We start from the raw sequence: 18125 nt of genomic DNA, 5'->3' as shown, positions 1-18125 counted from the left end.
CCGTGGTGTGGTGTTACCCGCCGGTTAACATGGCGTGGCTCTCACCTTATGACATCCTGCTCACCGTGAGCATCCCCCACGGCACGCCGCCCGCGCTCGACATCGTCGACGAGACCTTCCTCGCGGTCCCGCCCAAGACGATCGCGGCCGCGTTCGCCGATCCCGCCGCCTGGCGCGAATACTGGCCTGACCTGGTGCTGGAGGTCTATACCGACCGCGGTGACGAGGGGTTGCGCTGGACCGTGCGGGGCGCACTGGTCGGCACCATGGAGGTGTGGCTCGAACCGATGCTCGACGGCACTCTCCTGCATTACTTCCTGCGCGCCACCCCGGCTGTTCCGCCGCGCCCGTCCCGGGTGCGCCGGGAATTCGATCGGCGAGCCCGTGCCGCCAAGCGGATCGCGCTCCGGCTCAAGGAGATCCTGGAGGACGGCCGCGAACCGGGGGTGCCGCCCCCTGACCACTGATCACCACCGTCAGGGACTGTTCGAAGTGGTTTGGATGGCGGGGTGGCTCCGCCGCTTTGACACACAACCCGAACCCGTCCGCCACCCGCCGCCGCCCACCGCCACCCTCGCCGGAGGCGCCGCGCGCCACAGTAGTGTTCCGATCATGCGGGTACATGTCGTCTCCGACGTGCACGGCAACGCCGAGGCGCTGGCCAGGGCGGGCGCCGACGCGGACGCCTTGATCGTGCTCGGCGACCTGCTCGATTTCGTCGACTACCAGGCGCACGACAAGGGCATCCTCGGCAGGTTGTTCGGCGCGGAGAAGGTGGGCAGGTTCGCCCGCCTGCGCCGGGAGGGCACCCGCGAAGAGTCGATCGCCTTCTCCCGCTCCTTGTGGGCGAGCCTCGAGGACCCGGCCGGGGCCGTCGAAGAGGCCATCCGTGAGCAGTACGCGGTCCTGTTCAAGGCGATGACCGCGCCGACCTTCGCCACGCCCGGGAACGTCGACACGCCGGAACTGTGGACGGAGTTCGCCGGGCACGGGGTGACGATCGTCGACGGTGGCGTGGTGGAGATCGGCGGTCTGCGGTTCGGGTTCGCCGGTGGGGTGGTGCTGCCCGACGGTGCGGTCCTGCGGCGCGCCAACCCGGTGTGGAAGCCGTACCTGCGCGCCCGCGACGAGTTCGCCGGTGCGGTCGGCAAGCTCGACGACATCGACGTGCTGTGCACACATGTGCCGCCCGCGTTCCCCGAACTCACCTACGACGTGGTCGCCCGAAGGCATGAAATGGGCTCGGACGCGTTGCGTGCGGTGATCGCCGAACAACGGCCGCGCTGGGCGCTGTTCGGCCACGTGCACCAGCCGTTGTCCGCCCGGCTACGGGCCGGCCGCACCGAATGCCGGAACGTCGGCCACTTCAAGGTCACCGAACGGCCCTATGTGCTTCGATGGTGACGGAAACCGGCACCCGTGGGCGCGTGGTGATCTCCACCGCGCGGTAGCCTCAGCCTCATGGCCGAGCAGTCCACGCAGTCCATTGAGGTCGCCGCACCGCCAGAACGCGTCATGGCGGTTATCGCGGACTTCCCGTCGTACCCGGAGTGGGCCAAGCAGGTCCGCAAGACCGAGGTGCTCGCCGAAGACGAGGCGGGGCGGGCGAAACAGGTCCGGCTGACCCTGGACGCCGGCCCGATCAAGGACGTCTACACCCTGGAGTACGACTGGGAGCCGGACGGCCGGGCGGTGAGCTGGCACCTGGTCAAGGGCCAGATGCAGAAGGCCCAGGACGGCCGGTACGAGCTCGAGCCGGTCGGCGAAGGCGGCACGAAGGTCACCTACACGCTTTCCGTGGAGCTGATGCTGCCGATGATCGGGCTGCTCCGGCGCAAGGCGGAGAAGATGGTCATGGACACCGCGCTCAAGGAGCTCAAGCGCCGGGTGGAGGAACAGGTTGCCGGCTGATCGGGAGGCCGCTTGAGCAGGCTGCGGCTGTTCACCGGCAAGGGAGGCGTCGGGAAGACGACTCTCGCGGCGGCCACGGCTGCCGGGCTCGCCGCCCGTGGGCGCAAGACCCTCGTGGTTTCCACCGACCCCGCGCACTCGCTCGGCGACACCTTCGCGCGGCGGCTGACCCCGGAGCCGACCGAAGTGGACTCGTGCCTGTCCGGCGCCCAGGTCGACTCGCGCGGGCTCGTCGACGCGACCTGGCAGGAGCTTCGCGGCAAGTTGCGGTCCGCGTTGTCCGGTGCCGGGCTCGACGCGCTGGAGGCCGAGGAGCTGACCGTCCTGCCCGGCGTGGACGAGTTGCTCGCGCTGACCGAGGTGCAGCGGCTGGCCGAGACCGGCCGCTGGGACACGGTGGTGGTCGACTGCGGCCCGACCGCGGAGACACTGCGCCTCCTGTCGCTTCCCGAGGCCGTGTCGGGGTACCTGAACCGCATGTTCGGCTGGCAGGCGAAGCTCGCCGCACGCGGCACGGTGGAGGCCGTGAAGCGCCTCGCGGCGCATCTGGAGTCGCTGCGCGCGCTGCTCACGGACGCGGAGAGGACCGCCGTCCGGCTCGTGTGCACCCCGGAACGGGTGGTCGTCGCCGAGACGCACCGCACGCTGAGCGCGCTGGCGCTGCGTGGTATCCGGGTGGACGGGGTGATCGTCAACCGGCTCCTGCCCGCGCCTCGGGGCTGGCGGGGTCCGGCGGCGTCGTGGCTGCGGGCCCGGCGCGGGCAGCAGGACGCGGTACTGGCCGAACTGGCCGGATCGGGGCTCGCCTCCTTCGCGCGGGTGGAGCACCGGGCGATCGAACCGGTCGGCCTGGACGCGCTGCGCGAGATCGCTGCCGAGCTGTACGGAGACGCCGATCCCTTGTCCGACAACGGAAGTGACCCCGTTCCGCTGCTCCAGATATCCGAAGTGGACGGTGGATACCAACTGCGGGTGGCGCTGCCGCTGGGCCGGGACGCCGAGGTGGAGCTGGCCAGGGTGGACGATGACCTGGCGATCACCGTGGACGGGTTCCGCCGCCTGGTGCCTCTCCCGGAGCAGGTGCGCGCCTGCCGGATCACCGGAGCGGAAAGCGGCCCGCGCGGCCTGGTCGTTTCATTCACGGAGGGACAGGGATGACCGAGGCCGAAACGGCGAGCCTGGCCGAGGAGATCCGGCTGCTGGTGGACATGGTGGTCGAGCGGGCGGCGCCCTGGCTCGAGGGCGTGATCGCCGCCGGGCACGGAAGCGCGCCCTCGGCGGCGGAGGACGTGTGTGGCTGGTGCCCGTTGTGCGCGGTTGTCGGGCTGGTGCGCGGTGACCGTCCGGAGTTCGCCGCACGCCTGATCGAGCACGCCACGCGGCTCGTCGCGCTGCTGCGCGCGGTGCTCGCGGACCGCTGGGAGCCCGAGGAGGGCTTGCACATGCCCGGATTCCAGCCCGCCCGTGAGTCCAAACCGGACCGGGTCCAGCACATTCCAGTGCGGTGGCGGGACAGCCGGGAAGCCACCGCGGACTGAGTGCGGGAGAAACCGGGTGCACGCGATCGGATTGGACGTCGGGGGCACGAGTGTGCGCGCCGGCGTGGTGGATGAGCACGGTTGTCTGCTGGACACCGCCAGGGTCGGCACGCCGAGCGACGAGGGCGCGCTCGAGGACGCGATCTCCGGGGTGATCGACGAGCTGCGCAACCGGCACGACGAGGTGGTCGCGGTCGGCCTCGCGGTCGCCGGGTTCGTCGCGAGCGAGCGGCGGACGGTGATGTTCGCCCCTCATCTGGCCTGGCGGGCGGCGCCGGTCGCGGACCGCATCGCCAAGCGGGTCGGGCTTCCGGTCACCCTCGAGCACGACGCGAACGCGGCGACGCTGGGGGAGCACCGGTTCGGCGCGGCGCGTGGCGCGCGGGTCGCGGCGCTCATCGCCATCGGCACCGGGATCGGCGCCGGTCTGCTGCTCGACGGCGAGATCTACCGTGGCGCGCACGGCGTCGCGCCCGAGCTCGGCCACCTGACCGTGGTGCCCGGCGGGCGTGCCTGCCCGTGCGGGAAGTACGGCTGCTGGGAGCGGTACTGCAGCGGCACCGCGCTGTCGGCGACCGCGCTGGAGCTGCTGGCCCGCTACCCTGGCCGGTCGACGGTGCTGGCGAGGGCATTCTCCCGGGATCCCGGCTCCATCACCGGCCGCAGGGTCGCCGGTGCGGCCCGTGACGGCGACCCGATCGCCCAGCGCGCGGTGGCGGAACTGGCGAAATGGCTCGGTGAAGGGCTGGCGATGGTGGCCGACGTGTTCGACCCGGAGATCGTGGTGGTCGGGGGCGGGGTGTCTGCGTCGGCGCCGCTGTTCCTGGACGAGGCTCGCGAGCACTACGTCGGCGCGATCACCGGTGCCCGGTACCGGCCGCTGGCCCGGATCCGCACCGCGCACCTCGGGGACGACGCCGCTCTCGTCGGCGCGGCCGCGATGGCCATGGAGACCTCTTCCGCGAAGTGAGCTACCGCTACGTCTGTGGGTTCCGTTGTCCGGCGTTCACGGACTTTCGGGTGGGCGGGGCCAGTACAATTGCTGCTTCACTGGCGTCTTTCGACTACTACGCCCGCTACGGTGTGGGCCGCGAGGTGGCGGATCGGAGGAATCCTTGTCGCTCTTCCGTTCTTCGGTCCGCGAGTCCGGGGACGGGTTCGTGGTGTGCTCGGCGGGGCACCGGCACTGGGGTACGAACGGCGCGGCCGGCCTGCTGCTGATCGACCCGGAGCGCGGTGTGCTGTTGCAGCACCGGGCGTCGTGGACGCATCAGGGCGGGACGTGGGCGCTGCCCGGGGGCGCGATCCAGGACGGCGAGAGCCCTCGTGCGGCGGCCATCCGGGAAGCCGGGGAAGAAGCCGACGTCGCCGAGGACGGGATCCGGGTGACTTCGGCGACCAAAGTGGACCATGGCGGCTGGAGCTACACCACCGTGCTCGCCACGGTCAGCGGCGCCGTCCGCGAGCGGGTGATGAACGCCGAAAGCGCCGAGCTGCGCTGGGTGTCGCCGGAGGAGGTGGCGGGTTTCCCGCTGCACCAGGATTTCGCGGCCGCCTGGCCCGAGCTTCATCCGGAGCTGGGCAGGCAGCTCGTGCTCGTGGTGGACGCGGCGAACGTGGTCGGCGCGCGGCCGGACGGCTGGTGGCGGGACCGGGCGGGCGCGGCGGCGCGGTTACGGGATCGGCTCGGCGGGCTGGTGCGGGCGGGGGTACGCGGCGAGGACGTGCGGCTGCCGCGCCAGTGGTGCTGGTGGCCCAGGGTGCGGCTGGTCGTGGAGGGCCAGGCGCGGCGGGTCGGGCCGGGCAGCGAGGTGGAGGTCGTCGCCGCCGAGCGGGACGGCGATTCGGCGATCGTGGAGACCGTGCGGGCTTCGCGCCCCGGCGACCATCTCGTCGTGGTGACCGCCGACCGTGAACTCCGTTCCCGCGTCGAGGCCGAAGGCGCCTCGGTGGTCGGACCCTCCACTTTGCTCAGCCTGCTGGGATCGTGACCGCCTTCGCGAGTCCTGCATTCCCGTCGTGTTCTACGTCAAGAATGGCCGACTTCCGCGTTCGGGGCGGTCAGTGACAGGTGGCCGAGTTCGTCCACCCCGGCGGCCAGAAGCTCGCCGAGGTCGGCGTCCGGGGTGCGCAGCCACTGCTCGTACGCGGCGAGCGCGACGCCGAGGGTCGCGTAGGCGATCGCCTGGGGGGTAAGGGAATCCGGTGCGACGCCCAGGCGCTCGGCGACGAAATCGGCGAGCACCTGCCGCCAGGCCGCGTATCGCAGCGCGGAATGCGCTTGCAGCGCGGGCGTGGTGAGGATCAGTTCCATCCGCCTCCGGTGCCAGGGCGCCTCGTCGGGGCCGATCCGGTTGAAGTCGACCAGCGCGTCCCGGATCACCTTTAGTAGCGGGCGGTCGGCGGGGTAGGAGGCCAGCCGTTCGCGCATCTTCTTCAGTTCGCCGTCGAAGTCGCCCCAGGCGATGTCGTTCTTCGACGGGAAGTACCGGAAGAACGTGCGGCGGCCGATGCCGGCGGCCTCGGCGATGTCGTCGATCGTGGTGCCCTCGAACCCGCGTCTGCCGAACAGCTCGAAGGCCGCGTGCTCGACCTCGGCGCGCGTGGTGATCCGGCGGCGCCCACCTCGGGATTCGCTCATGGTTGCTTCTCCGCGAGTCCGCGCGAAACGGTGTCCTGTGGGGGCTCGGCCCCCACGCTCCGACTGGGGGCAAGCCACGCTCTGTGGTCGCCTGGCCGGCCGCGGCGTAACGCATGGGTCATGGCTGTTTCTCCGCGAGTCCGCGCGCGACCGCGATCGTGTCGACAGGGCGCTCCTGGCGAGGTTGCGTCACTTCGTGCTGGAGGGCGCCCTGCCGCCCCGATAGCGGAACGCGGCGCGCTCTGTGGTCGCCTTGCCGGCCGCGGCGTAACGCATGGGTCATGGTTCTTCCATTCGGCACTCGGTGCCATTATTGTCGGTCGCGCGGGTTGCGGCGGAGCGGCCCAGGAAGGGAGCATGTCATGTCCGACACGTCCGGTGCCCCTCAGACGTCCGAAGACGCCACTGTCGAAGAAGAGCTTCTCGTCGAGGAGGTCTCCATCGACGGCATGTGCGGCGTCTACTGAAACCCGTGTTCGACCCTGATCGGGGCTATCGCCGCTCATCCCGCGTCGCGTTGAGGCCGGAGCCCTTCGGCGCGCTGGCCTATGACTTCGGTACCCGAAGGCTGTCGTTTCTGAAGACTCCGACCCTGGTCGAGGTGGTGCGCACGCTGGCGGACCAGCCCGACGTGCACACCACCCTCGACGCCGCCGGTGTCCCCGGCGACCAGCGCGCGGCCTACCTGAAGGCGCTGGCCGGGCTCGCCGAGGCCGGCACGATCGAGGCACGTGAGGACAGCGAGTGAAGCTGGTTGAGCATTTCAAGCAGGGGCTCACTTCCCCGATCTGCCTGACCTGGGAACTGACCTACGCGTGCAACCTGGCCTGCGTCCACTGCCTTTCCTCCTCGGGAAGGCGGGATCCGCGCGAGCTGAGCACCGAGGAGTGCAAGGCGGTCATCGACGAGCTCGAGCGCATGCAGGTCTTCTATGTCAACATCGGCGGTGGTGAGCCGACCGTTCGCGCCGATTTCTGGGAGCTCGTCGAGTACGCCGTCGCGCACCATGTCGGCGTCAAGTTCTCGACCAACGGTGTGAAGCTCCCGCCGGAGCGTGCCCGGTGGCTCGCCGGGACCGACTACGTCGACGTGCAGATCTCGCTCGACGGAGCCACCGCCGAGGTCAACGACGCGGTCCGCGGCCACGGCTCGTTCGACATCGCTGTCCGGGCCATGCGCAACCTCGCCGGCGCCGGTTTCCGCGGGTTCAGGCTCAGCATCGTGATGACCCGCCAGAACATCGGCCAGCTCGACGCGTTCGCCGAGATCGCTGACACTTACGGTGCCCAGCTGCGGATCACCCGGCTGCGGCCGTCCGGGCGCGGTGCCGACGTGTGGGACGAGTTGCATCCCACTCCCGCCCAGCAGCTCGAGCTGTACGAATGGCTGGTCGCGCACGGCGAAGGCGTGCTGACCGGCGACTCCTTCTTCCACCTCAACGCGCTCGGTTCGGACCCGCTGCCGGGTCTGAACCTGTGCGGCGCGGGCCGGGTGGTCTGCCTGATCGACCCGGTCGGCGACGTCTACGCCTGCCCCTTCGCTATCCACCAGGAGTTCCTGGCCGGTAACGTGGGGGACGAAGGCGGGTTCGCGAAAGTCTGGGCGGACTCGGCGTTGTTCACCCGGCTCCGAGGACCCCATGGGGGCGCAACCCCCAGCCCCCAGACCCCCTGCACGTCCTGTTCGGCCTACGACTCCTGCCAGGGCGGCTGCATGGCGGCCAAGTTCTTCACCGGGCTGCCGCTGGACGGCCCCGACCCGGAATGCGTCAAAGGGCACGGCGAACGGGCGTTGCGCACCGCGGGCCCGGCACCTCGGTCCGAAGTGGACCATTCTCGGCAGGGGCGCGGGGTGGTGCCGGTCCAGATCGGGTTCGGTCCACCCTCGGCCGGTAGGCCGGACCGTGCCTGCGACACCAGCCCGCTGGCAGGGCTTCGGTGATCACCGAGCCGATCGAGCTGGCCGGGCGCACGGCACCGAGCCGGGTGCTGTTCGGCCCGCACGAGACGAACCTCGGGCGCGGACGGGTGCTTTCGGATCGGCACGTCGCCTACTACGCCCGCCGGGCCGAAGGCGGCGCGGGCATCATCGTCACCGAGACCGCGAGCGTGCACGACTCCGACTGGCCGTACGAGCGCGCGCCGCTCGCCGCGCTCTGCGGACCAGGTTTATCGTCCATTGTGGACGCCTGCCGTCCCGCGCTCGTGCTGGCGGGTCTCGGGCATGCGGGGTCCCAGGGGTCCTCGGCGTACAACCAGTCCGCGCTGTGGGCACCCTCACGAGTGCCGGATGTGGCCAGTCGCGAACTGCCGATGGAGATGGAGGACGCCGAGATCTCCGCGCTCGTCGCCGGGTTCCGCGAGGCGGCCGGGTTGGCCGTCGAGTCCGGTGTGGACGGTGTGGAGATCGATGCGGGCCAGTACTCATTGCTGCGCCAGTTCACCTCCGGACTGACCAACCAGCGCGGCGACGTCTACGGAACCGACCGGACACGGCTGCTCCGCGAGGTGCTTCGGACCGTGCGCGAGCCGCTGGGCGAGGGCCGCGTGCTGGGCCTGCGACTGTCGTGCGACGAACTGGCACCGTGGGCGGGGATCACTCCCGAGCAGGCCACCGTGCTCGCCCGCGACCTCGCCGAACTGGTGGATTATCTCGTGCCCGTCCGTGGCTCGGCGATGAGCGCGTCGGCCACCCGGCCGGACCTGCACACCGAGCCGGGCTTCAACTTCGACCTGTGCCGCCTGATCACGCGAAACAGCCGGACGCGGACCGTGTTGCAGGGGAGCGTGGTCGATCCCGCCCAGGCACGGCGAGCGCTGGAAGACGGCGTGGCCGCGCTGGTCGAGATGACCAGGGCGCAGATCGCCGATCCCGATCTGGTGGTGAAGACCCGCGCGGGACGGGCACCCCGGCCGTGCGTGCTGTCCAACCAGAAGTGCCGCGTGCGGGACAACCGCAACCCCATCGTCAGCTGCATCGGCGAACCCCGTAGCGGGCACGAAACCGAGGATCCGCCGCTCGATGGGGCCGGCAGTCCACGGGAAGTCCTGGTGGTGGGCGGCGGTCCGGCCGGGTTGGAGGCGGCGCGGGTGCTGGCCCTGCGCGGGCACCGGGTCGAGTTGGCCGAGCGTGCCGACCGGCTGGGCGGCATGGTCCGGCTGGCCGCGCTGGTCGGCGGCCGCGGGCGGCTGGCCCGGTTGGCCGGCTGGCTCGAAGACGAGGTGCGCCGCCTGGGCGTACGCATCGCGCTCGGCACCGAAGTGACCGACGTGCCCGGGGCGGCCATCCTGGCGACCGGATCCGTTGCGGGGCCGAGGAAGTACGCGGTCCATTCCGGAACGGTCGTGGACGTGGCCGACTTCCTCGGCGGGTTCGAGCTTCCGCCGGGGCCGGTCGTGGTGGCCGATCCGGTCGGTGACGCGGTGGGGGTGGGCGTCGCGGAACTCCTGGCGAGCCAGGGTAAGCAGACCACGATCGTGAGTCAGGACCAGGTGATCGGCACGCAGCTGGCGCTCACCGGAGACCTCGCCGACGCCAACGCCCGGCTCCAGCGGGCAGCTGTCGCGCTGGCCAAGCGGTCGCTGCTCCGCGAGGTCCATGCCGGTCACGTCGTGGTGGAGGACGTTTTCACCACGGAAAGGCGCCGGCTCGAAGCCGTCGCCGTCATCCATTGTGGACATCGACTACCCGCTGAAACACTCGACGCGCCAGGTGTTCCCCGTGCAGGAGACTGCGTGGCCCCTCGAACCATCCACGAGGCGATCCTCGACGGCCGTCGCGCGGCACTCGCGCTGTGCAGGGAAGGTGCGCACCTGTGAACGGCCAGTACCGTTACCTGTTTTCACCGCTGCGGATCGGGCCCGTGGTGGTGCGAAACCGGATCGTGTTCTCCGCGCATCTCACGAACTACGCCCGGGACGGCTTGCCGAGCGAGCAGCACGCCGCGTATTACGCGGCGCGGGCCGCCGGCGGCGCCGGGCTGATCATCACCGAAGAACACTCGACGCACCGCACCGACTGGCCGTACGAGAAACTGATCCACGGTTTCCGCCGTGAGGTGATCCCCGGCTACCGGCGGATCACCGAAGCCGTGCACGCACACGGCGTGCCGATCTTCGCGCAGCTCAACCACAATGGCGGCCAGGCTTCGAGCATGTACTCGCGGCTGCCGGTCTGGGCGCCATCGCCGGTGCCCGACCCGATGTTCCGTGAAGTCCCGAAAGCGATCGACACGCGGGAAATCGCGGAGGTCGTCGCCGGATACGGCACGGTCGCCGGGCACTGCGCCGAGGGCGGGTTCGACGGCGTGGAACTCCAGTGCTCCCACTCGTCTATCGTGCGGGGGTTCCTCTCGCCCGCGACCAACCTGCGGACGGACGCCTACGGCGGATCCCTCGAGAACCGGGCGAGGACCCTGCTGGAGATCATCGGCGCGGTGCGTGAGGCCATCGGGCCGGCGCGTGCGCTTGGCGTGCGGCTGTGCGGCGACGAACTGATCGAAGGCGGCACGACGATCGGCGAGGCCGTCGAGGTCGCGAAAATGGTGGAGGCGACCGGAAAGGTCGACTACATCAACACCTCGATCGGCGTGGCCACCGCCACCCTGTTCATGATCGAGGCCTCGATGGCGATCCCGCCCGGATACGCCCTGTTCATCGCCAACGCCATCCGCGAGGCGGTGCGGTTGCCGGTGGTCGGCGTCGGCCGGATCAAGGACCCGGTGCAGGCCGAGCGCGCCCTCGCCGAGGGGCATTGCGACCTGGTGGGCGTGGTGCGCGGGCAGATCGCGGACGCCGACTTCGCCGCCAAGGCGCGGGCGGGGCATGCCACCGAGATCCGCACCTGCCTGTCCTGCAACCAGGAATGCGTCGGCCGGGTGGGGCTCAACCGCTGGCTGGGCTGCATCGAGAATCCTCGGACGGGCCGTGAGCGGGTGCCTCTGCCCGGGCCTTCCGGGGGTGCGACCCCCGGACCCCGCCTGGGGGCAAGCCCCCAGACCCCCTTCCGGGAGAGCAAACCGAAAAGGGTGCTCGTGGTCGGCGGCGGTCCCGGCGGGTTGCAGGCCGCCTCGACCGCCGCCCAGCGCGGTCACCACGTGACGCTGTTCGAGCGGGAGCCGGGCACGGGCGGTCAGGTCGCGCTCGCCGCGAGCGTGCCGAGCCGGGCCGAATTCCTCGACGTGGTGCGGAATCTGCGCAACGAATGCCAGCGGTACGGCGTCGATGTCAAAACCGGTACCGAGGCGACCGCGGAGCTGCTGCTGGGCGAGTCGCCCGACGCGGTCGTACTCGCCACCGGAGCGCGCCCGCAGCCACCGTACTGGGCCGGCGGGCTCGATCGCGTGGTGGATGTCCGCGACGTCCTGACGGGCCGTGTGACGCCGAGCGGCGAGGTGCTGGTGATCGACGACCTCGGCTTCCACCAGGCGACCTCGGTCGCCGAACTGCTCGCCGACCGCGGCTGTGCGGTGACACTGTCCACTTCGGGCATGGTGGTCGGCCAGGACCTGGGCATCACGCTGGACATGGAGACGTTCAACGTGCGGGCGCACGCCCTCGGCATCGCCCAGCACACGGACGAGGTCGTGCTCGGTGCGGCCCCCGGAGGGCACGGAGGGATCGCGTTGCGGGTGCTGACACACACAACCGGCGTCACCACCGAGCGCCGGTACGACTGGGTTGTCCGCGCCACCCACCAAGCTCCCGAAGACGAGCTGTGGCGGGCGCTGTCCGGCGCTCCCTTCCCGGTCCACCGGGTCGGCGACTGCCTCACCCCGCGCCGCGCGCACGCCGCCGTCGTCGAGGGCCACCAGGTGGGGGTGAGCCTGTGATCGCCGTGCTCGTGGTCAGGGACGGGGTGTTGCCGCTGGGCGCGGACGAGACCGTGGCCGAGGCGGGCGGAGAAGCGCTCCTGGCCGGCAGCGGCGTCAAGGACGCGGCCGGGGAACTGGCCGCGCTGCGCACCGGTCTCCTCGCCGAGAACGGGACCTTCGCACCGGGTCGCTGGGCCGCACAGCTGGCGCAGGTGCTGGCGGACCGGGACCAGATCGTGTTGCCCGCCTCGCCGGACGGCCGCGACCTAGCCCCGCGCCTGGCCGCCGAACTCGGCCGCCCGCTCTTTCCCGGTGCCCTGCGGGTCAACGAGACCGAGGTGGAACTGTCCCGTTGGGACTCTCGCGTCAGCGTCACACTCCCCGTGTCAGGCCCCTTCGTCGCCACTCTCCTCCCGGGCGTGCGCGGTGTGTCAAGCGCTGGCAAGTGCGAGCTGAGGGCCATCACCCTGCCGGAAGCGGAGGGCAACGACGTCGAGGTGGTGGAGGTACTGGAGGCCGGACCCGGAACCCTCGACCTCGCCGAAGCGCCGAAAATCTTCGCGGCCGGGGCCGGGCTCGGGCACGGCGCGCTGGACGGCCCGTCGGCGGTGGAACTGCTCGGCCGGGTGGCTTCGGCGCTCGGCGCGTCGCTGGGCGCCACCCGGGTCGTCACCGACGCCGGTTGGACCGGGTACGAGCGGCAGATCGGCACTACCGGTGTCGTCGCAAATCCGGAGCTGTACGTGGCGTTCGGGATTTCGGGTGCGAGCCAGCACATCGGTGGTCTCGGCCACCCGGCGCACGTGGTCAGCGTCAACACGGACCCCTTCTGCCCGATGACCGCGATGGCCGAACTAGGTATCGTCGCCGACGCCCAGTCGGTGCTCGCCGAACTGGCCCGGCTGCTGGAGGTTCAGTGACGTACGCGGGACCCGGTTCTCGGTCCGTGGTCGTGGACACCGTAGACACCGTAGACACAGTGGACACCGTAGACACGGTGGACAAAGTGGACAAAGTGGACACAGTGGTTCGGACCTTCGACGTGGTGGTGGTCGGTGCCGGGCCGGCGGGATCGGCCGCGGCGCTCGAGGTCGCCCGTGCCGGCTACTCCGTCGCGCTGGTGGAGCGCGGCCCGTTCCCCGGCGCCAAGAACGTCTACGGCGGGGTCGTCTACGGGCGGGTGCTCGACGAACTCGTCCCGGACTGGTGGGAACAGATGCCGGTGCAGCGCTGGGTGACCCGGCGCGCCACCATGGTGCTGACCCCCACCCAGGCACTCACCGTCGACTTCCGCACCCAGGACTGGGGCCGTCCGCCGTACAACGGGGCGACCGCGTACCGGGCCGATCTGGACTCCTGGCTCGCCGGACAGGCGGTGGCGGCGGGCGCGATGCTGGTTCCGTCCACTGTGGTCACCGCACTGCTGCGGGACTCCTCGGGCGCGGTGGCCGGGGTGCGCACGGACCGGCCCGACGGGGATCTCACCGCCGGTGTCGTCATCGCGTGCGACGGTGTGAATTCCTTTCTGGCCAAGGAAGCCGGTATGCACCGGGGCAGGGAACATCTCACGCTTGGCGTGAAACAGACCCTCCGCCTGCCGAGGGAGGCGATCGAGGAGCGGTTCGCGGTGACCGGCCGCGAGGGCGTGGACTTCGAAATCCTCGGCTGCACGGGCGGCATCCCCGGTGGCGGTTTCCTTTACACGAACCTCGACTCGGTCAGCATCGGGGTCGTGCTCGGCCTCGACGGGTTGAGCGAGGCGAAGACCCGTCCGGAGGAGCTGATCGCCGGCCTCAAGCGGCATCCGGCGATCGCCCCGCTGGTCCGGGGCGGCGAGGAGATCGAGTACTCCGCGCACCTGATCCCCGAGGGCGGCTACCGGTCGATGCCCGAGCTGGCCGGCGACGGGATCCTGGTGGCCGGGGACGCGGCCGCGATGTGCCTGGCCGCCGGAATCTGGCTGGAGGGCGTGAACTTCGCGCTCGGCGCCGGGATGTATGCCGGCCGCGCCGCCGCCGGGGCGCTGCGTGCCGGGAACACCTCGCGGACCGGCCTGGCCGGGTACCGGACGATGCTGGAGAACTCGTTCGTCCTCGCCGACCATCGTAGGCTGCGGGACCTGCCCGGACTGATGCTTTCCGACCGGATGCAGCACAACTACCCCGGCCTGGTCTGCGACCTGGTCCAAGGACTGTTCCAAGTGGACAATCCGCGGCCGAAGCCCGGCTTGACCAGATTGCTGCGGGCCAGCGCCAAGGCGAACGGCGTCCGGGTACGGGATCTCGCCCGTGACGCCTGGACCGGACTGCGAGGTCTGCGATGACCGAACCGAAGTACGCCGAAACCGCCTTCGACGGCCTGATGTCCACAGTAGAGTTCCGTGTCGGCGAGCGGCCGCACATCACGGTGGACGCCGACGTCTGCCGGTCCTGCACGACGAAAGCGTGCGTGTACGCCTGTCCGGCGAACCTGTTCGTGCCCACCGGTGACGGCGGGATCCTGTTCAACTACGAACAGTGCTTCGAATGCGGTACCTGTTACCAGGTCTGCGATGCCGAAGGCGCGATCACCTGGACCTATCCCGACGGCGGCCATGGCGTCGTCTTCCGGAAGGGGTAGCCGATGCTCATCGTGGTGGCGTTGCGCCGGAGCGACCGGCGGGCCGCGGTGGATCCGTTGTCGGGCGAGGTGGCCACCGATCCGCACGGCAGCGGGGCGAGCACGGCGGATCAGGCCGCGCTCGAACACGCCTTGCGGATCCGGTCGGAACTGGGCGGCCGCTGTGTCGCGGTGACCGTCGGCCCGGCCGGTGCCGACGAGATGCTGCGCGAGGCACTGGCGGTGGGCGCGGACGACGTCCTCCGCGTCGAGGGCCCCGATCCGGCGATCACGATCACCGAGGATGGTTCCGGCACCGCGCGGCTGATCCTGGCCGGACTCGCCGAACCGCCCGACATCGTGCTCTGCGGCGACCACTCGGCCGACCGCGGTACCGGCAGCACCCCGGCCTTCCTCGCCCACCGGTTGAACGCGGCGCAGGCGCTCGGGCTCGTCGAGCTGACCGTGTCGGGCGGGAGGCTGCACGCGGTTCGCCGCCTCGACGGCGGGAGACGGGAACGTCTGGCGTTCGATCCTCCCGCCGTGTGCTCGGTCGAACCCGCCGGCATGCTGCTGCGGCGCGCGTCCCTACCCGCGGTGCTGACCGCTCGCCGGGCCGCGATACCCGTTGTCCGGGTGGGTTCCCTCGACGCTCCCACGGGAACGCGGCGGCCCTACCGCCCGCGGCCGAAAGCCCTGCCGGTCCCCGAAGACACCCACCCGCACCGGCGTGTGCTCGAGCTGACCGGTGCCCTCGTCGAGCGAACCCCACCGAAGGTGATCACCGCGCCGACTCCCGCCGAAGCCGCTCAAGCTCTCCTCGGCTACCTGCGTGAGCGCGGGGCGCCATGAGTACGCACCGGAATGCAGAGCCCGTGGCGGTGGTTACCGGCGTTACGGGCGGGATCGGCGGCGCGGTGATGAACCGGCTCGCGGCCGAGGACTGGCGGATCGTGACCGTGGACATCCAGCGTGAAGGGCTCGCCAAGCTGTCGGCGGAATGGCCCGAGCGCGTCCTGGACCGGGTGGCCGATGTTCGCGACCAGGACGCCGTCACCGGCGCCGTGGCTCTCGCGGAAGCGGAATTCGGGGGCCTGGACGCGGCCGTCGGGTGTGCCGCGGTCATGGCCGGTGGCACACCCCTGTGGCAGACCACCGACACCGGCTGGGACGCGTTGTTCGACAACGGGGTCCGCGGCATCTTCCACCTCGCCCGTGCCGCCGTGCCCGCCCTCCTGCGGCGCCCGGAGCCGCGCTCGGGACGGTTCGTCGCCCTCGCCTCCGCGGCCGCGCATCGCGGGCTCTGGTACCTCGCCGGGTACAACGCGGCCAAGCACGCCGTCGTCGGCCTGATCCGGGGACTGGCCACCGACCTGCGTAGCACGGGCGTCACCGAGGCGGCGGTGTCGCCGGGTTCCCCCCGGGCCGCGATGCTGGACGCGACCGCGGATCTCTACGGCCTCGCTGACGTCGAGGAGTTCGCCCAGCGTCAGCTCGTCGAGCGCCTCCTGGAACCCGAGGAGGTCGCCGCCGTGTGCTGGCTGTGCGGGGAGCAGGCTTCCGCGATCACCGGCACCGTGGTACCCGCCGACGGGGGTTTTATCTCGTGAAACTCCGGTTTGATCCTGGCACGAAGACCTCCGGACAGGCCCTTGTCGGTGGAGTGCCGCTGAGGGTGATGAGGCTGTCCGCCGCCGGGGCCGAACTGGTCGGGAAGTGGCGGGCCGGTGCCGAAGTGGTGTCGGGGCGGAAACTGGCGGCCCGGCTGGTCGCGGCGGGCATGGTGCATCCGGAGTACGCCGAGGCGCGGTCGGCCCCACGGGACGTGACAGCCGTGATTCCGGTTCGTGATCACGCCGAGCAGCTCCGCGGTCTGCTGCCGCGGCTGGGGGAACTGGCCGAGGTTCTGGTGATCGACGACGGTTCGGTCGTTCCGGTGGCCGGCGCCGCGTATCGCAGTCGCCTCGCCCGCGGGCCCGCCGCCGCACGCGAGACGGGCTGGCGAGCGGCGAAGACGGAACTGGTCGCCTTCCTCGACGCCGACACCCGGCCCGAACCCGGCTGGCTCGACGCGCTGCTCCCGCATTTCGAGGATCCGGGCGTGGTGGCCGTGGCCCCCAGAGTGCGCAGCGAACCAGGGACATCGGTGCTCGCCCGATACGAGCGAGCGAGGTCGTCGCTGGATCTCGGTGACACCCCGGCGCAAGTGCGGCCCGGAGCGCGGGTGAGTTACCTGCCGACGGCGGCGCTCGTCGTGCGAACGTCGGCTCTGCATGAGGTCGGGGGTTTCGACGAGGGTCTGCGTTTCGGCGAGGACGTCGACCTTGTGTGGAGCCTTGTCGCGCGAGGCGGCTCGGCGCGTTACGAGCCCCGGTCCGAAGTGCTCCACGCGCCCCGCCCGACCTGGCGGTCCTGGCTGCGGCAGCGATTCGACTACGGGACCTCGGCGGCGCCGCTCGCCCGCCGCCACGGCCGGAAGGCACTGGCCCCGCTGCGGGTTTCGGGCTGGACCGCGCTGGCCTGGCTGGCGGCCGCGGCCGGAAAACCCGCCGGTGGCGCGGCGATCGCGCTCGGCACGGCGGCCCTGCTGCCACGCAAGCTCGAACCGCTCGGCGTGCCTGCCCGTGATTCGCTCGCCATCGCCTTGCGCGGGCATCTCGGTGCCTGGCGCTACTTCGCCGACGCCCTCACCCGAACCTGGGGTCCCGTCGCGATCCCGCTGCTGGCGGCGACCAGGCGCGGCAGGCCGATTCTCGCCCTAGCGCTGGCCCGGCACCTCACCGAATGGGCCCGCGTCAAGCCCGGCGTAGGCCCGGCACGCTGGCTGCTCGCGAGAACCGCCGATGATCTGAGCTATGGCGCCGGAGTCTGGCGCGGCTGCCTGGCCCAGGCAACCATCGGACCGCTCGTGCCCGATCTGTCGAACTGGCCGGGACGGAAGACCGGCACATGAGCCTCGCCGGCGTGACCTGGACCGAACTCGGCGAACCGGGCATGCTCCTCGTCCCGCTGGGCGCGACCGAGCAGCACGGCCCGCATCTTCCATACACTGTGGACACTGAAATCGCGGTGGCGTTGTGCGGGCGCCTCGCGGAATCCCGCGCCGATGTCGTCGTGGCGCCCGCCGTGCCTTACGGGTCCAGCGGGGAACACGCCGGCTTCCCCGGCACGCTGTCCATCGGGCAGGAGGTGACCGAACTGGTGATCGTGGAACTCGGACGGTCCGCCGACGCCTTTTCCGGCGTCCTTTTCGTCTGTGCCCACGGAGGTAACGCGCGACCGTTGTGGCGCGCGGTCGGCAGGCTACGGAGCGAGGGCCGGAACGTCCGTGCCTGGTGTCCCACCGCCCCGGCCGACGACACGCACGCCGGGCGGGTGGAGACCTCGGTGATGCTCGCGCTTCGCCCATCAGCCGTGCGTGCCCGCCGCGAACCCGGACTGACCACCCCGTTGCCCGAACTGATCGGCGAACTGCGCGTTTCGGGTGTGCGCGCGGTGAGTCCGGCCGGTGTGCTCGGTGATCCCTCGGCGGCCACCGCCCGCGAGGGACGGGACGTTCTCGCCCACTGGGCGGAAGACCTGTCCGAAACAGTGGATTCGATGGCCCCGGGTGGCATCATGTAAC

General features: G+C 71.1%; 20 protein-coding genes. 19 read left to right on the top strand and 1 reads right to left on the bottom strand.

The features are described 5' to 3' along the window. Window positions 1-65 precede the first annotated feature (65 nt). The 7 genes from VJT49_RS26715 to VJT49_RS26685 all read left to right on the top strand — a co-directional run bounded on the left by VJT49_RS26715 (window position 66) and on the right by VJT49_RS26685 (window position 5440). Window positions 66-467, top strand: coding sequence for a polyketide cyclase / dehydrase and lipid transport (locus tag VJT49_RS26715; RefSeq protein ID WP_324167677.1), 402 nt, complete (start codon window positions 66-68; stop codon window positions 465-467). A gap of 145 nt (window positions 468-612) precedes the next feature. Further along, entirely contained in the window at window positions 613-1404 is a 792-nt protein-coding gene (locus VJT49_RS26710) for a metallophosphoesterase family protein (RefSeq protein WP_324167676.1), read from the top strand. Window positions 1405-1461: 57 nt separating this feature from the next. Then, window positions 1462-1911 carry an SRPBCC family protein gene (locus VJT49_RS26705; protein WP_324167675.1) on the top strand — a complete coding sequence of 150 codons (450 nt, stop codon included), beginning with the start codon at window positions 1462-1464 and terminating at the stop codon, window positions 1909-1911. A 12-nt stretch (window positions 1912-1923) separates the two neighbouring features. Next, window positions 1924-3069, top strand: coding sequence for an ArsA family ATPase (locus VJT49_RS26700; RefSeq protein ID WP_324167674.1), 1146 nt, complete (start codon window positions 1924-1926; stop codon window positions 3067-3069). Then, window positions 3066-3449, top strand: coding sequence for a hypothetical protein (locus VJT49_RS26695; RefSeq protein ID WP_324167673.1), 384 nt, complete (start codon window positions 3066-3068; stop codon window positions 3447-3449). The genes VJT49_RS26700 and VJT49_RS26695 overlap by 4 nt, the downstream gene beginning before the upstream one ends. A 31-nt stretch (window positions 3450-3480) precedes the next feature. Then, window positions 3481-4419 carry an ROK family protein gene (locus VJT49_RS26690; protein ID WP_324167782.1) on the top strand — a complete coding sequence of 313 codons (939 nt, stop codon included), beginning with the start codon at window positions 3481-3483 and terminating at the stop codon, window positions 4417-4419. A gap of 145 nt (window positions 4420-4564) precedes the next feature. Then, the gene (locus VJT49_RS26685) at window positions 4565-5440 is read left to right on the top strand and encodes an NUDIX hydrolase (protein WP_324167672.1); all 876 of its coding nucleotides are present in this window, start codon (window positions 4565-4567) and stop codon (window positions 5438-5440) included. Window positions 5441-5478: 38 nt separating this feature from the next. Here VJT49_RS26685 and mftR read toward each other — a convergent pair whose 3' ends face one another. Next, a complete protein-coding gene (mftR, locus tag VJT49_RS26680; RefSeq protein WP_324167671.1) occupies window positions 5479-6090 on the bottom strand; it encodes a mycofactocin system transcriptional regulator in 612 nt (203 codons plus the stop codon). A 362-nt stretch (window positions 6091-6452) separates the two neighbouring features. Between mftR and mftA the strand changes: the two genes are divergently transcribed. The 12 genes from mftA to mftE are packed head-to-tail and all read left to right on the top strand — an operon-like array spanning window position 6453 to window position 18124. Then, the gene (mftA, locus tag VJT49_RS26675; RefSeq protein ID WP_324167670.1) at window positions 6453-6557 is read left to right on the top strand and encodes a mycofactocin precursor MftA; all 105 of its coding nucleotides are present in this window, start codon (window positions 6453-6455) and stop codon (window positions 6555-6557) included. After that, window positions 6542-6838, top strand: coding sequence for a mycofactocin biosynthesis chaperone MftB (mftB, locus tag VJT49_RS26670; RefSeq protein WP_324167669.1), 297 nt, complete (start codon window positions 6542-6544; stop codon window positions 6836-6838). Before mftA ends, mftB begins: the two co-directional genes overlap by 16 nt. After that, window positions 6835-8031 carry a mycofactocin radical SAM maturase gene (gene mftC, locus VJT49_RS26665; protein ID WP_324167668.1) on the top strand — a complete coding sequence of 399 codons (1197 nt, stop codon included), beginning with the start codon at window positions 6835-6837 and terminating at the stop codon, window positions 8029-8031. Before mftB ends, mftC begins: the two co-directional genes overlap by 4 nt. After that, entirely contained in the window at window positions 8028-9908 is a 1881-nt protein-coding gene (locus tag VJT49_RS26660) for a mycofactocin system FadH/OYE family oxidoreductase 1 (RefSeq protein ID WP_324167667.1), read from the top strand. The genes mftC and VJT49_RS26660 overlap by 4 nt, the downstream gene beginning before the upstream one ends. After that, window positions 9905-11920: a mycofactocin system FadH/OYE family oxidoreductase 2 gene (locus tag VJT49_RS26655; protein WP_324167666.1), complete on the top strand. Its 2016-nt coding sequence runs from the start codon at window positions 9905-9907 to the stop codon at window positions 11918-11920. Before VJT49_RS26660 ends, VJT49_RS26655 begins: the two co-directional genes overlap by 4 nt. Then, on the top strand, window positions 11917-12822 hold the full coding sequence (locus VJT49_RS26650; protein ID WP_324167665.1) for a mycofactocin-associated electron transfer flavoprotein alpha subunit: 906 nt from the start codon (window positions 11917-11919) through the stop codon (window positions 12820-12822). Before VJT49_RS26655 ends, VJT49_RS26650 begins: the two co-directional genes overlap by 4 nt. Window positions 12823-12881: 59 nt before the next feature. After that, complete coding sequence (locus VJT49_RS26645) at window positions 12882-14225, top strand: FAD-dependent oxidoreductase (RefSeq protein WP_324167664.1); 1344 nt, start codon at window positions 12882-12884, stop codon at window positions 14223-14225. Further along, window positions 14222-14521 carry a ferredoxin family protein gene (locus tag VJT49_RS26640; RefSeq protein ID WP_324167663.1) on the top strand — a complete coding sequence of 100 codons (300 nt, stop codon included), beginning with the start codon at window positions 14222-14224 and terminating at the stop codon, window positions 14519-14521. Before VJT49_RS26645 ends, VJT49_RS26640 begins: the two co-directional genes overlap by 4 nt. 3 nt (window positions 14522-14524) lie before the next feature. Beyond that, window positions 14525-15352: a mycofactocin-associated electron transfer flavoprotein beta subunit gene (locus tag VJT49_RS26635; RefSeq protein WP_324167662.1), complete on the top strand. Its 828-nt coding sequence runs from the start codon at window positions 14525-14527 to the stop codon at window positions 15350-15352. 23 nt (window positions 15353-15375) lie between these two features. Continuing rightward, window positions 15376-16110 carry a mycofactocin-coupled SDR family oxidoreductase gene (locus VJT49_RS26630; protein ID WP_324167661.1) on the top strand — a complete coding sequence of 245 codons (735 nt, stop codon included), beginning with the start codon at window positions 15376-15378 and terminating at the stop codon, window positions 16108-16110. Beyond that, the gene (gene mftF / locus VJT49_RS26625) at window positions 16107-17453 is read left to right on the top strand and encodes a mycofactocin biosynthesis glycosyltransferase MftF (RefSeq protein ID WP_414636095.1); all 1347 of its coding nucleotides are present in this window, start codon (window positions 16107-16109) and stop codon (window positions 17451-17453) included. The genes VJT49_RS26630 and mftF overlap by 4 nt, the downstream gene beginning before the upstream one ends. After that, a complete protein-coding gene (mftE, locus tag VJT49_RS26620; RefSeq protein WP_324167660.1) occupies window positions 17450-18124 on the top strand; it encodes a mycofactocin biosynthesis peptidyl-dipeptidase MftE in 675 nt (224 codons plus the stop codon). The genes mftF and mftE overlap by 4 nt, the downstream gene beginning before the upstream one ends. Window position 18125 lies beyond the last annotated feature (1 nt).

Source organism: Amycolatopsis sp. (assembly GCF_035276945.1).
Taxonomy (GTDB): Bacteria; Actinomycetota; Actinomycetes; order Mycobacteriales; family Pseudonocardiaceae; genus Amycolatopsis_E.
The sequence above is the reverse complement of the archived record's forward strand: the minus strand, read 5'-3'. Positions and strand labels throughout refer to the sequence as shown.

What these genes read in the sequence shown, in the direction of transcription:
- mftE (WP_324167660.1), top strand. Translation starts at nt 17,450, where the DNA reads ATGAGCCTCGCCGGCGTGACCTGGACCGAACTCGGCGAACCGGGCATG.
- VJT49_RS26705 (WP_324167675.1), top strand. Translation starts at nt 1,462, where the DNA reads ATGGCCGAGCAGTCCACGCAGTCCATTGAGGTCGCCGCACCGCCAGAA.
- VJT49_RS26695 (WP_324167673.1), top strand. Translation starts at nt 3,066, where the DNA reads ATGACCGAGGCCGAAACGGCGAGCCTGGCCGAGGAGATCCGGCTGCTG.
- VJT49_RS26635 (WP_324167662.1), top strand. Translation starts at nt 14,525, where the DNA reads ATGCTCATCGTGGTGGCGTTGCGCCGGAGCGACCGGCGGGCCGCGGTG.
- VJT49_RS26640 (WP_324167663.1), top strand. Translation starts at nt 14,222, where the DNA reads ATGACCGAACCGAAGTACGCCGAAACCGCCTTCGACGGCCTGATGTCC.
- VJT49_RS26710 (WP_324167676.1), top strand. Translation starts at nt 613, where the DNA reads ATGCGGGTACATGTCGTCTCCGACGTGCACGGCAACGCCGAGGCGCTG.
- mftR (WP_324167671.1), bottom strand. Translation starts at nt 6,090, where the DNA reads ATGAGCGAATCCCGAGGTGGGCGCCGCCGGATCACCACGCGCGCCGAG.
- mftA (WP_324167670.1), top strand. Translation starts at nt 6,453, where the DNA reads ATGTCCGACACGTCCGGTGCCCCTCAGACGTCCGAAGACGCCACTGTC.